This window comes from Mycobacterium marinum (genome assembly GCF_003391395.1).
Classification (GTDB): Bacteria; Actinomycetota; Actinomycetes; order Mycobacteriales; family Mycobacteriaceae; genus Mycobacterium; species Mycobacterium marinum.
Genome location: NZ_CP024190.1, coordinates 5,322,032 through 5,334,375, shown reverse-complemented (window position 1 = coordinate 5,334,375; position 12,344 = coordinate 5,322,032). Strand labels below are relative to the sequence as shown.

13 protein-coding genes are annotated in these 12,344 nt (G+C 67.3%); 7 read left to right on the top strand and 6 right to left on the bottom strand.

The genetic code is table 11. The features are described from left to right. Positions 1 to 59: 59 nt before the first annotated feature. Positions 60 to 596 (bottom strand): hypothetical protein, encoded by a 537-nt coding sequence (locus tag CCUG20998_RS22360; RefSeq protein ID WP_020729704.1) that lies wholly within the window; start codon positions 594 to 596, stop codon positions 60 to 62. A gap of 125 nt (positions 597 to 721) precedes the next feature. Between CCUG20998_RS22360 and CCUG20998_RS22355 the strand changes: the two genes are divergently transcribed. Then, positions 722 to 1,501, top strand: a complete 780-nt coding sequence (locus CCUG20998_RS22355) for a bestrophin-like domain (RefSeq protein ID WP_020729705.1) — start codon at positions 722 to 724, stop codon at positions 1,499 to 1,501. A 114-nt stretch (positions 1,502 to 1,615) separates the two neighbouring features. Beyond that, positions 1,616 to 1,867, top strand: coding sequence for a hypothetical protein (locus CCUG20998_RS22350; protein WP_012396050.1), 252 nt, complete (start codon positions 1,616 to 1,618; stop codon positions 1,865 to 1,867). A 35-nt stretch (positions 1,868 to 1,902) separates the two neighbouring features. Here the strand turns inward: CCUG20998_RS22350 and CCUG20998_RS22345 are convergent, their stop codons facing one another. Further along, a complete protein-coding gene (locus CCUG20998_RS22345) occupies positions 1,903 to 2,649 on the bottom strand; it encodes a class I SAM-dependent methyltransferase (RefSeq protein ID WP_020729706.1) in 747 nt (248 codons plus the stop codon). Between the two features lie 164 nt (positions 2,650 to 2,813). Between CCUG20998_RS22345 and CCUG20998_RS22340 the strand changes: the two genes are divergently transcribed. From CCUG20998_RS22340 to CCUG20998_RS22330, 3 genes are all read left to right on the top strand, one after another. Continuing rightward, positions 2,814 to 3,815 (top strand): GNAT family N-acetyltransferase, encoded by a 1,002-nt coding sequence (locus tag CCUG20998_RS22340; protein WP_103654079.1) that lies wholly within the window; start codon positions 2,814 to 2,816, stop codon positions 3,813 to 3,815. A gap of 71 nt (positions 3,816 to 3,886) precedes the next feature. After that, positions 3,887 to 4,564, top strand: coding sequence for a DUF5642 family protein (locus tag CCUG20998_RS22335; RefSeq protein ID WP_020729708.1), 678 nt, complete (start codon positions 3,887 to 3,889; stop codon positions 4,562 to 4,564). Between the two features lie 27 nt (positions 4,565 to 4,591). After that, positions 4,592 to 5,245 (top strand): DUF5642 family protein, encoded by a 654-nt coding sequence (locus tag CCUG20998_RS22330; protein ID WP_020729709.1) that lies wholly within the window; start codon positions 4,592 to 4,594, stop codon positions 5,243 to 5,245. Between the two features lie 24 nt (positions 5,246 to 5,269). On the opposite strand, the gene CCUG20998_RS22325 is transcribed toward CCUG20998_RS22330, so the two are convergent. Next, a complete protein-coding gene (locus CCUG20998_RS22325) occupies positions 5,270 to 5,866 on the bottom strand; it encodes an alpha-ketoglutarate-dependent dioxygenase AlkB (RefSeq protein WP_020729710.1) in 597 nt (198 codons plus the stop codon). A gap of 79 nt (positions 5,867 to 5,945) precedes the next feature. Here CCUG20998_RS22325 and arcA point away from each other — a divergent pair, with 79 nt between their 5' ends. Further along, entirely contained in the window at positions 5,946 to 7,154 is a 1,209-nt protein-coding gene (gene arcA / locus CCUG20998_RS22320) for an arginine deiminase (protein ID WP_015356988.1), read from the top strand. On the opposite strand, the gene CCUG20998_RS22315 is transcribed toward arcA, so the two are convergent. Then, the gene (locus CCUG20998_RS22315) at positions 7,151 to 8,707 is read right to left on the bottom strand and encodes a dolichyl-phosphate-mannose--protein mannosyltransferase (RefSeq protein WP_036456092.1); all 1,557 of its coding nucleotides are present in this window, start codon (positions 8,705 to 8,707) and stop codon (positions 7,151 to 7,153) included. The genes arcA and CCUG20998_RS22315 overlap by 4 nt on opposite strands. Positions 8,708 to 8,732: 25 nt before the next feature. Between CCUG20998_RS22315 and rsmI the strand changes: the two genes are divergently transcribed. Beyond that, complete coding sequence (rsmI, locus tag CCUG20998_RS22310; protein ID WP_020726419.1) at positions 8,733 to 9,587, top strand: 16S rRNA (cytidine(1402)-2'-O)-methyltransferase; 855 nt, start codon at positions 8,733 to 8,735, stop codon at positions 9,585 to 9,587. Positions 9,588 to 9,594: 7 nt separating this feature from the next. Here rsmI and CCUG20998_RS22305 read toward each other — a convergent pair whose 3' ends face one another. Further along, positions 9,595 to 10,938: a hypothetical protein gene (locus CCUG20998_RS22305; protein ID WP_068873870.1), complete on the bottom strand. Its 1,344-nt coding sequence runs from the start codon at positions 10,936 to 10,938 to the stop codon at positions 9,595 to 9,597. Between the two features lie 124 nt (positions 10,939 to 11,062). Further along, on the bottom strand, positions 11,063 to 12,337 hold the full coding sequence (locus tag CCUG20998_RS22300; protein WP_036456095.1) for an aminodeoxychorismate synthase component I: 1,275 nt from the start codon (positions 12,335 to 12,337) through the stop codon (positions 11,063 to 11,065). Positions 12,338 to 12,344 lie beyond the last annotated feature (7 nt).

Sequence of the window (12,344 nt, the reverse complement as noted above, 5' to 3'; positions counted from 1 at the left end):
CGTGCCACGTCATCGCCAGGCTGTTCGAACTGCCGGCGCGGGAGCGGGCCTCAGGGCGGTCAAGCCGTTGTCTGCGCGCTGAGCGAGAACAAGGCGGGCGCGACCGGCCGGGTCGCATAGGTACGTCCACCGGCCGACACGGTAAGCGCGATGCGCGGGGGTTGATCCTCGACACGTTCGGTGGCCGCCGCGAAGCGGTGTGCGCGGTGCAACTCGGTGAGGAAGATGGCGCTCGCGCCGGGTGGAATCTCGTGCGGCACTTCGGTACCGCCGATCGGTGGATCGACCGGCACCAATGATGTGCCGCTAGGATCGGCGCGTATCGCCCAGCCGGTTACCAGGCACGGTGTTCGCGCGCTGTTGACCACCTTGACGCCGATGAAAAACGGGCCGGAGTGCAGTTTCTCCGCGGCGGACGCCAAGGACTCGCGGACGTCGCAGCCGGCGTCGTTGGTCACCAAACCGTCGGGTGTCAGCAGACCGACTATCGGCGTCAACCTCGGCCGTGCGCCCCGTAGCAACATCGCCTGCCAGGTAATCGACGCCACCGCCAGTACGGTCGCGACGATGCCGAGGATAAACGCGGCGACTGTCACCGAATGTCCAAGATGTCGAGCATGATGATGAACGCTACTGGTGATCCGCGCATGAAGTCGAAATGCCTGCCTGCGTGTCCACCCTGTGTCGTTCTCGGAGGCCCGCGATGGTGAGTCGTTGGGTAGTGATCAACATCCCGGCATGGCTGCTGCTGGTCGCCCTGGTCATCCTGGTGGCGGGCGGGGCGGTGCTGATCCAGATGATCGTGCGGCGCCGGTTCCCGAAACTAACCCAGGACGCACACAACGATGCCACCCGATTCGCTTACGGCGTAATCGGATTCGTCTATGCCTTCTTTGTGGGATTCATGGTGTCGGCGCTCTGGAGTCAGATCAACAACGAGGATGGTCAGGCCCGCAGCGAGGGTGCGGCGGCGATCCAGCTGGCGCGAGACCCCACCGTTTTCGACACCGCCGACCGCGACCGGATCCGGCTCGCCCTGCTGCAGTACGAGCGCGCCGCCGTGACGGAATGGCCCATCGCCGCAAGCGGATCCGACTACCCGCAGGCGGACTCCACTCTGCAGGACCTCTATGCCGCCTACCAGCAGGTGCAACCGCGCGATGACACCCAAAAGATTTTTCTCGCCGCATCTTTCAGAAACCTGGAAAAGATGTACCAGGCTCGGGTGGAACGGGTGATTCAAGCTCGCACCGAGGAGGGGCCGTCCTGGCTGTTGTGGTCGGTCATCCTGCTGACCAGTGGGCTGGTGTTGGGCTGCTCGATCGTCTTCGGCGTCGAACAGCCCCGCATTCACTACACCTTGGTCGCTACCGTGGGGGTCCTGGTGGCGGTGAACCTGTTCTTGTTACTGGAGCTCGGCCATCCGTTCACCGGCGCGTTGGCGACTTCCCCTGAGCCGCTGCGCGACGTCATCCACGTGCTGTCGCCGCCCTCGTCGTAGTCACGACACGGCCCGGGCGCCAAGTCTGATGATGATCCAAAATTCAGCTGAGCATTTGCTAAGACGGTGTTTTGCCGGGCGGCTCAGGATCGCATCGGTCCTAGGGTCGCTGGCATGAGCACGAAGTACTACCTGCAGATGGTGCCCGTTGAATCCGTGGAGCCGGGTTTTTCGCTGGCCGTCGAGCACCGCGGCGACTACCGCTTGTTCCAGGTCGATTGCACCCAGATGTCCCGGCGCACCGGGCAGCCCGTGATGATCAAGCTCACCTCCGAGCGGCCCGGTGGCAGCGATCCCTGGATTCTGGAATACGAGGCCGGCGCCCCGGTGGCGCGGCTGCTCGGTGTTTGCCAGGTCGCCTCGTAGTGCGGGCCGGCCTGGTTCGCCACCGTGCGTCGGGCCTACTTCGGCTTTGCGGCGACCACGAACTGCAGCCCACGTTGGGTCTGCTGGTCGATGTCGACCAGACCGGCTGAGGAGAACATGTCGACGAAGCTGTCCTGGTCGAACATGGTGAGCCCGATAGCGCCGGCCGCGGCATCGAGCGCGTGGCGGATCGGTGCCCGCTGCCCGGAGTAGGTGGTGAGAATCGCGATGCGGCCGCCGGGGCCTAGCACCCGGACCATCTCGCGGGCGATCCGGAACGGCTCGGGCATCAGGTACAGCGCGCCGAAACAGCAAACAGCGTCAAACGTTTCGTCGTCGAACGGCAACATGCGGGCGTCGCCGCGCACATAACAGGTCTGCGGTCCGCTGTTGTCCAGCACCGCCCGAGTCAACATCGGCTCGGAAATATCGAGCCCCACCGCCAGGCTTCCGGCCGGCAGCTGCTTGACCAACGGGGCGGTGAAATTTCCTGGGCCGCAGGCGACGTCGAGTAGGCGGTGGGCGGTCGACAGATGCAACGCCGCCGCCGCCCGGTGTTGCTCGGCTCGTGTGGTGACGCCGCTGGCGAGGTAGAAGGCCGTCGGACGCCATAACCGCTCGTACACGGTCGCGACGAAGCGACTGTTCATGGCCCGTTGGGCAACCGTGGGAACGGGTGAACTGGTGGATTCACCCAGCACGTCGAGGAAGCCGTGCCGTAGATCGCAGGGCTCGGTGAGCAGGCCGCGGGTCACCTCGCGCGGATCTGGGGTGGCACTCATAGCCGGTGCCCTGGTGTCTGGTCCATCTGCCCATTCTGATGCCGAGTCCGGCCCGACTCGCCGGTGCCGGGCCAAAGGGCGCCGGTGGCGTATTGCCGCGGTGGCACGCAACGCCATAACCTGGGTCGGAGCGGACGGCGAGCCCTGCTTGGCGCTGTGGCGGATTGGACGGGATGGCCGAAGTGACCGGCGCGTGGGTAGGAGAACTCGCGGGCATGGACATCTTTGCCGGATGCGCGGCGCAGGACCTCATGCCCTTGGCGGCCCGCCTTGCGCCGCTGCGGGCGGTGGCCGGGCAGATCCTGATGCGCCAGGGTGAGCAGGCGGTCTCATTCCTGCTCATCTCGTCGGGCAGCGCCGAGGTCATCCACGTTGGCGACGACGGCGTGGTGATCGTCGAGCAGGCGTTGCCAGGCATGATCGTCGGCGAAATCGCGCTGTTGCGTAACGTCCCGCGCACCGCGACCGTCACCACGGTCGAGCCGCTGACCGGCTGGATCGGCGGCACCGACGCCTTTGACCTGATGGTTCACATACCCGGCATCATGGATCGGTTGGTGCGCACCGTCCGCCAGCGATTGGCCGCCTTCATCACCCCGATCCCGGTGCCATTGCGCGATGGCACGCAGCTGATGTTGCGCCCAGTCCTGCCCGGCGACAGTGAACGCACCGTGCACGGGCACGTTCATTTCTCCAGCGAGACGATCTACCGGCGATTCATGTCGGCCCGGGTGCCCGATTTGGCGATGATGCACTACCTATCCGAGGTCGACTACGTGGACCACTTCGTCTGGGTGATGGTCGACGGCAGTGATCCGGTGGCCGACGCACGCTTCATCCGCGACAGCGTCGATCCGGCCGTTGCCGAGATCGCCTTCACCGTCGCCGACGCCTACCAGGGCAAGGGCATCGGCAGCTTTCTGATCGGCGCCCTAGCCGTCGCCGCCCGCGTCGACGGTGTGGCCAGGTTTTCCGCGCGGATGCTCGCCGACAACCTGCCGATGCGAACCATCATGGACCGCCACGGCGCGGTCTGGCAGCGCGAGGACGTCGGGGTCATCACCACGGTCATCGATGTGCCCGGCCCGCGCGATCTGGGCTTCGGGCGCGAGATGGCCGGCCAGATCAGGCGCGTCGCGCGCCAGGTGATCGAGGCGGTGAGCTGATCGGGGGCCGGTGCGGACTCAAGCACCGGCGAACCCCCTGACGGGGCCCACGCGGCGTGATATGAACGGTCATGCGCCCGCTCTGGATCGGTCTGCTGGCCATCCTGCTGGTGGGCTCATGCGCGCGGTCCCCGGCGCCGGTGATCGTGCCGGTGCGATCCTCCCCGGCGGCGCGCTCCGCCGTCATCAACCCCGCCAACATCAAGCGGGTCGCCCGCGAACTGCCGCCCGGCTACGAAGTGGGCAGTGATGTCCCCGAAGGCGCGCCACCGCGCGCGCTCTGGCATCTGGGGGCCGGTGCGACCGCCACGCCGGCGCGATGCGCGACGCTTGCCGATCCGGGCGATGGGCGCGACCAGTTCGCCCAGGGGGTGTCCGGTTCGGGCGCCGGCGGCATCGTCAATGCGGTGGTGGTCTCGGTGCCGTTGGGCCCGGTGATCGTGGACGACAGCGTGGTCGCTGAGTGTGCGCAATGGACCATGTCCGACGGGAGCACCCGGGCCAACGTCGAGCTGGTCGAAGCTCCCCGCATCGAGGGCGCCCGAACGCTGGGCATGGTTGCCAGGGTTCGGACACCGGTGGAAGCCGGCACCGAAATCGACTCGCAGACATACACGTTCACCGCCTATCTGGGCGACTACTATGCGTTCACCGCAGTGACCACCGACCCGGGTTCGGTGCTGCCGCCGCTGCCGCCGCAGTTCGCCGCGGATCTGCTGGTCAAAACGGTGGCAATGTTACGAAGCTGACCCTTCGTGTTGGGTAGGGTAGCCACGATGTCGAAGGTGGCGCTGGCGCTCGGATTGGTGTGCTTGCTTGTCGGGTGTTCGCACGGAGCCGCGCCTTCGATGACGGCCGACATCTCCCGAGTCACGGAGCTCAAGTCGAGTTTCGGACCGGACTTCAAAGTCAGCGAGATCCCGCCCCGGGCTATCGATCCACAGTTCTTTGCCGCCCGCAAATTGCCCGACGGACTGACCTTCGATCCGGCCATCTGCGCGACAGCGGCCGTGGGGCCACCGCTGCCACCCGGTTTGCAGGGCAATATGGCCGCTGTCACCGCCGAAGGCAATGGCAATCGATTCGTCGTCATCGCGGTGGAGACCTCGCAGACCCTGCCGACCAATGACCCGGGTAAGGAGTGCGCCAAGATCGCTTTCTCCGGTGCCGGGGTACGCGGCGGCATTGAGGTGGTCGAAGCCCCGCACATCGAGGGGGTGCACACACTCGGTGTGCATCGCGTGCTTCAGGCCCTGGTGGACGGATCGGCGCACACCGGCGAGCTTTACGATTTCTCCGCGCAATTCGGTGACTATCAGCTCAACGTCATCGCCAATCCGCTCGTCGTCCCGGGCCAGAACGTGGCGCCGGTAGACACCCACCGCGCCCGCGACCTACTCGTCAAAGCGGTGCAAGCGGTGCGTCATTGAGGTTGCTGAGGTTCGCCGGCACCGCTAGCGCACGCCGCGCGGCCGAAACTGGATGCTGACCCGCGGGCCCGCCGGGGTTGATGTCTTGGGCACCGAATGCTCCCAGGTGCGCTGACATGATCCGCCCATCACCAGCAGATCCCCATGCGCCAGTGGAAGCCGCAACGACGCTCCACCGCCGCGCGGGCGCATCGCGAAGATGCGGGTGGCGCCAAGGCTGACGATCGCGACCATGGTGTCCTCGGTGCTGCTGCGGCCGATCGTGTCGCCGTGCCAGGCGACGCTGTCGGAACCGTCTCGATAGCAACACAGTCCGACGGTGGTGAAGGGCTCGCCCAGTTCGCCACCGTAGATGTCGTTGAGCCGCCGCCGCATCCGGGCAAGCTCGGGGTGCGGCGGCTTTTCGATCATCAGGTCATGAAAACTGACCAGCCGGGGCACCTCCACCACCCGGTCATACATCTGGCGCCGCTCGGATCGCCAAGGGACGCGCGAGATCAACGCCTCCAGCAGGTCATCGCCGGCTCTGAGCCAGTTCGCGCGGATATCGATGAAGGCGCCGTCGCCGAGTTGTCTTCGCTCGTTGTGCTCGAATAGCGAGCCCTGTACCGCGAACGCCACGGCACCGAGCTTATCGCACATCAGTTCGATGGCGACGTACGGCGCGACCGGTGGAGCCGGCACCGCTACGGTTTGAGTTGTGGTTGATGAGTTGGGCTCCAATTCCGAAGTGGGAACGCTGAAGGTCGTCATCCTGCACCGCCCGGGAACCGAACTGCGCAGGCTCACCCCGCGCAACAGCGACCAGCTGCTCTTTGATGGGCTGCCGTGGGTATCGCGGGCGCAGGAGGAGCATGACCAATTCGCCGAGCTGCTGCGCTCTCGTGGTGTGGAAGTGCTGTTGCTTTCCGAGCTGCTGACCGAGGCGCTCCACAGCGGCGCCGCCCGCATGCAGGGGGTCGCGGCCGCCGTGGATTCGCGTCGGCTTGGAATACCCTTGGCGCAAGAGCTTTCCGCTTACCTGCGTGGTCTGGACCCGGTTCGGCTGTCGCATGTCCTGACCGCCGGGATGACGTTCAACGAGCTTCCGGCCGATGCCCGCACCGACGTGTCGCTGGTGGTTCGGATGCACCACGACGCGGACTTTGTCATCGAGCCGCTGCCGAATCTGCTGTTCACCCGCGACTCGTCGATATGGATCGGGCCGCGGTTTGTCATCCCGTCGCTGGCGATGCGGGCGCGCGTACGCGAGGCGTCGCTGACCGACATCATCTACGCCCATCACCCGCGCTTTACCGGAATACGCCGCGCCTACGAGTCGCGCACCGCTCCCGTCGAGGGCGGTGACGTGCTGCTACTGGCTCCCGGCGTGGTTGCCGTCGGGGTGGGGGAGCGCACCACGCCGGCCGGTGCGGAAGCATTGGCGCGGAGCCTTTTTGATGACGACCTCGCCCACACGGTGCTGGCCGTGCCGATCGCTCAGCGGCGTGCCCAAATGCATTTGGATACCGTGTGCACGATGGTCGACGTCGACAAGGTGGTGATGTACGCGAACGTCGTCGATGAGCTCACGGCCTTCACCATCGAGCGCCAGCCCGATGGCGTCACCATCAGTGATGCGGCTCCGTTCGTGGAGGCGGCCGCCCGTGCGATGGGCATCGAAAAGCTGCAGGTCATCGGAACCGGTATCGATCCCGTTGTCGCCGAACGTGAGCAGTGGGACGACGGAAACAACACACTGGCGTTGGCGCCGGGTGTCGTCGTCGCCTACGAGCGCAATGCCCAGACCAACGCGCGCCTCGAGGCGGCGGGCATCGAAGTGCTCACCATCGGCGGATCCGAGTTGGGTACCGGCCGGGGCGGGCCGCGGTGCATGTCATGCCCGGTCGCCCGAGACCCCTTGCCCTAGCGCCAGCTGGGGAGCCACATCTGCATGTCCCAGGTCTGCTGTGAGATCGGCAGGCCGGTGAGCACCGGAAACAACCACGCGAAGTTTGTCGCCACCAACGCGATGTAGCAGCACACGAAGATCAGCCCCAAGGTGTGCCGCTCTTTGCCCTGGCCGGGCTGGTGGAGGATGTCACCAAGAATCAACGCGATGGCCATCACCAAAAATGGGGCCATGGTCGCCGCATAGAAGAAGTACATCTGTCGATCGATGTCGGCGAACCAGGGCAACCACCCGGCGCAGTAGCCAACCAGGACGGCCGCGTAACGCCAGTCCCGGCGCACAAACATCCGCCACGCCGCGTAGAGCAACACCGGCACGGCCAGCCACCACATTGCGGGTGTGCCGACCAGCATCTCGGCCTTGACACAGGACTGCGGACCGCAGCCGGGAACGTTCTGCTGATCGATGGCATAAAGCACCGGGCGCAACGACATCGGCCAGCTCCACGGCTTGGACTCCCATGGGTGGTGATTGCCGGCGGAATTCGTCAGGGTGGCGTGGAAGTGAAACGCCTTGGCGGTGTAGTACCAGAGCGACCGAATGGCGTCGGGCAGCGGAACCACGCTGTCGGGACCGATGGTCAGGCCCACCTGGTGGCGGTCAATCGCGGTCTCCGACGCGAACCACCCCGCATAGGAGGCCAGGTAGACCCCGAACGGGATGAGCGCCAGCGCATATCCCGTGGGGATGAGGTCGCGACGCAACATCCCCAGCCATGGCCGGGGCACCCGGTACTGACGCCGCGCCGCCACGTCGAACGCCAGCGACATGGCGCCGAAGAACGCGATGAAATACAGACCAGACCACTTGGTGGCGAAGGCCAGGCCCAGCAGCACCCCGGCACCGAAGCGCCACCACCGCACCCCCAGCCGCGGGCCCCAGGCCGTCTCGCCGATACGTCCCTGCAGCATGGCGATGTGCATGCGCGCCCGCACCTGATCGCGATCGACGATGAGCGCGCCGAAGGCCGCCACCACGAAAAACGTCAGGAATCCGTCGAGCAGCGCGGTGCGGGCGGCCACGAAGCTGACGCCGTCACAGATGAGCAGTAGTCCGGCAATGGCTCCGACCAGGGTTGACCGGGAGATGCGGCGCACTATCCGCACCACCAGCGCCACCATGACCACGCCCAGCAGCGCGCCGCTGAATCGCCACCCCAATCCGGTGTACCCGAACAGGGCCTCACCGATCGCAATCATCTGTTTGCCGACGGGAGGATGAACGACCAGGCCGAACCCTGGGTTGTCTTCGATGCCGTGGTTGTTGAGCACCTGCCAGGCTTGCGGTGCGTAGTGTTTCTCGTCGAAGATCGGCGTGCCGGCATCGGTCGGCGAACCCAGGTTCAGGAACCGGGTCACCGCGGCGAGCAGGGTGATTACGCCGGTCACCACCCAGCCGCGCAACCGGTCGACCGGCCCGAAATCCGCGATCGGCACCAGCGGTCCGGGACTGACAACGGGTACCGCACGTTCCCCGGCGACGACGGAGGTTTGTTGAGGCGGTGCGGTCATCGGTGTCGATCGTAGGCTGTCGGTCATGACCGTTGGTCGTCTGCTGCTCGGGGCAACCCCATTGGGCCAGCCCTCGGATGCGTCCGCGCGCCTGATCGATGCGCTCACCAGTGCCGATGTGGTGGCGGCCGAGGACACGCGCCGCGTGCGAACCCTGGCCAAGGCGCTCGACATCTCGATTGGCGGCCGCGTGGTCAGCCTGTTCGATCGGGTTGAGGCCTTGCGGGTGGGCGCCCTGGTCGAGGCGATCGAAGCCGGCGCGACGGTGTTGGTGGTCAGCGACGCCGGAATGCCGATCATCAACGACCCCGGCTATCGATTGGTGGCGGCGTGTATCGAGGCCGGGATCTCGGTGACTTGCCTGCCCGGGCCGTCCGCGGTAACGACGGCACTGGTGGTATCGGGTTTGGCGTCGGACAAGTTCTGCTTCGAGGGGTTTGCGCCACGCAAGAGCGGGGCTCGCCGGGCCTGGCTGGCCTCGCTGGCCGAAGAGCCGCGGACCTGCGTGTTCTTCGAGTCACCGCGCAGGCTGGCGGCGTGCCTGCGCGATGCCGTCGAGCAGCTCGGGGGTTCGCGTCCCGCCGCGGTCTGCCGGGAACTGACGAAGGTGCACGAGGAGGTGCGACGCGGATCGCTCGGCGAACTTGCCGACTGGGCGGCCGACGGCGTGCTCGGCGAAATCACCGTGGTACTGGCCGGTGCTGCCCCGTTGCACGTCGACCTGCAGTCGCTGGTGGCGGAGGTGGAGAACCTCGTCGCGGGCGGCATTCGGGTCAAAGACGCCTGCAGTGAGGTGGCTACGGGGCACCAGGGCATCCGTACGCGCGAACTCTACGATGCGGTCCAGCTGGCGCGCCGCGAAACGGATGCGGCGCCGTAGCTGCCGATCAGTTGGGTGTGCAGGTGCTCCCGATGGGGCCGATTGTCGGCGTGCACAGGCGCGGGGGCGAGATCTTCGGAGGCGAGATCTTCGGAGGCGCCGGTGCCGGCAGCGCCGGCAGCTGTGGCGGCGCCGGTGGACCGCCCAATGACGGTAGACCGACCTTGGGCGCGGGCAAACCGGCCGGCAGGGAGGGCAAGCCCGCGGCCGGCAGTGCGGGTAGGCCCGCGGCCGGCAGTGCGGGTAGGCCCGCGGCCGGCAGTGCGGGTAGGCCCGCGGCCGGCAGGGCCGGCAGACCGCCCGCTGCCAGTGCCGGCAGCGCCGCTGCCAGCATCGTCGGATCGCCCCCGGGCAGAATGGCCTGAAGGTTTGGCAGGCCGCCCGGCAGCTGCGGCAGTCCGCCCGTCACCATCGCCATCACATCGGTGGCCGACATGCCCGGCAGCGCGGCCTGAAGCATGGGCAGCATGGAGGCCAGCTGCGGCGCTCCGCCCATCACGGCCACCGCCAGCAGGTCGGTGGTTGACACGCTCGCCAGACCCGGCAAGGCATTGGCCGCCTCGGTCAGCAGAGTTGCCGGAGACACTCCCGACAGGGCAGGGAGGCTAAGACCCGGTATTCCGCCCATTGACGCCAGCGTGACCAGACCTGCGGGGGTCAGGCCGGGCAGGGCGGCCAGTCCCGGCGCGGCCAAGGTGGGCAGCAGCGATGATGCCGTCGCCGTGGAGGGCAGCAGCATATTGGTCACGGAGCTGATCGGTACGCTGAGGTCCGGCAGGATTCCTGCCGAGCGCAGGGTGTTGTAGGCGAGCATGACGTAGGTGACTGCCAGTGCGCCGGAAGTCACGGCGCTCGTCACTGAGCCGGTGATGCCCAGCACCGAGCCGACCACGTTCGGCACCGAGGGCACACCGATCGTGGGGAAACCAACCGTCGGAACACCCACGCTGGGAAGACCGACACCGGGGATGCCAACGCCGGGAATGCCGACGTCAGGGACGCCAGCAGGGGGCGGCAACGCGGTCAGGGCCGAGCCGCCCGCGTCCAGGCCGCCCGGTAGGCCCGATCCGCCGGGAATGCGCGCTGCTGCTGGGACCGCGGGTGGCTGCTCCAAGCCCGGCAGCATGGCCTGCGGTGCCTCGGCGGGGGTTATCTCCGCCGGTCCGGCGGGCTGTGCTGGCTCTCCGGGCGGCTTCGGGATCAGGACCGATGCCAGCCGGTCGCATTGCTGCCCCGCGGTGCATGTCCCCTGGTTGGGCGCGTGCATCGGCCCGGACATGGTCAGTGGCGAAACCGCCACCGTCCCGCCCACCATGGCCGCGGCGGCAACGCCAACGACACCGACTCTCATGAAGGTCCCCTCTCGCATTCGACCGCGGCGCGCACACGGGTCGATGCTTAGGAGCTTAGGCGTCAGCGGCCCATTGCGTGGGCGTTGGCCGAAATTCGTTGGTTATCGGGGCCCGGTTTGCTGACTAGCCCACCCTGGTGGCGGTTGTGGGCGCCGGCAAGCCAACGACGGGCGCGGCCTTATGCAGGCATTCTTCCCATTCGGCGCCGGGATCGGAGTCGGCGGTGATGCCGCCTCCCACGCCCAGTACCGCGTTGCCTATCGTGTCGAATTCCACGGTGCGGATGGCGACGTTGAGCTCGCAACCGGCGATTGGAGAGGCCAAACCAACTGTGCCGCAGTAAATTCCACGACGGCGCTGTTCCCATTGCGAAATCAATTGGCGGGCACGGAGTTTGGGTGTGCCGGTGACCGAGGCGGGTGGGAAGGTGGCGTCCAGTAGCGCCGAGGTCGGCAACTCGACCGGGACCTGGGCCGACACCGTGGACACCAGGTGCCACACGCCCGGGGCGCGCCGCACCACCAGCAGTTCGGGCACCGTCACGGTGCCGGTAATCGCAACCCGGCCAAGGTCGTTGCGGACCAAGTCCACGATCATGATGTTTTCGGCCACCTCTTTGGGCGATGCCCGCAACGCCGACGGCCAGGCGTCCAGGGGCAGGGTCCCCTTGATCGGGCTGGATGCCACCGTGTCGCCGCGGCGCTGCAGGAAAAGCTCGGGGGACAGCGATGCGATCGCGCCCCAATCGCCGGCGACATAGGCGGCCCGGGCCGGGGAAGTGCGGGCGACTCCGTCGATGAAGAAATCCAGTGGGTCCCCGGCCACCGTTCCGGTGAACTGGGTGCATACGCACGCCTGGTAGACCTCGCCGGCCGCGATCGCATCCAAGCAGGCCAGCACGCCTTCGCGGTGTGCGTGCCGGTCGGCCGTTCCCCAGTCGATCAGGCAGGTCGCTGCCGGGCGGGCGGATAGCCCCGGGGTTGCTGACAGCGCGTTGCCCAGCCAGTCCGGCATGGGCGCACCGGACAGGCTTTCGTACCACCACTGCCCGTCGCGGTCCCGGCGCAGCACGCTGTCGGTCCAGCCGCCGGCCGCTTCCGGGATTCGGCCACCGTGCCCGTCGGCGCCAGGGTCTGGATAGGACAGGTAGCCCACCCAGCCGCCACCGACCGCGCCCGGCACCGACGCCGCCGCGGTATCGGCGCCGCGCCGGATCGGGAAGGTATCTGTGCTGGTCACCGGCCGCACCGACACACTGGGGGCGATGACTGCCAGCGCGCCGAACCATTCGCCGGTGAGGGCGGCCGGCGGCGGCAGATCCAGTTGCCGGGTGGCATGGCCGACGGCGCGCAGCACCTGGGGGGCGCTGCCAAGATCGCCGAGCCGGTCGATTAACACCGCTTTA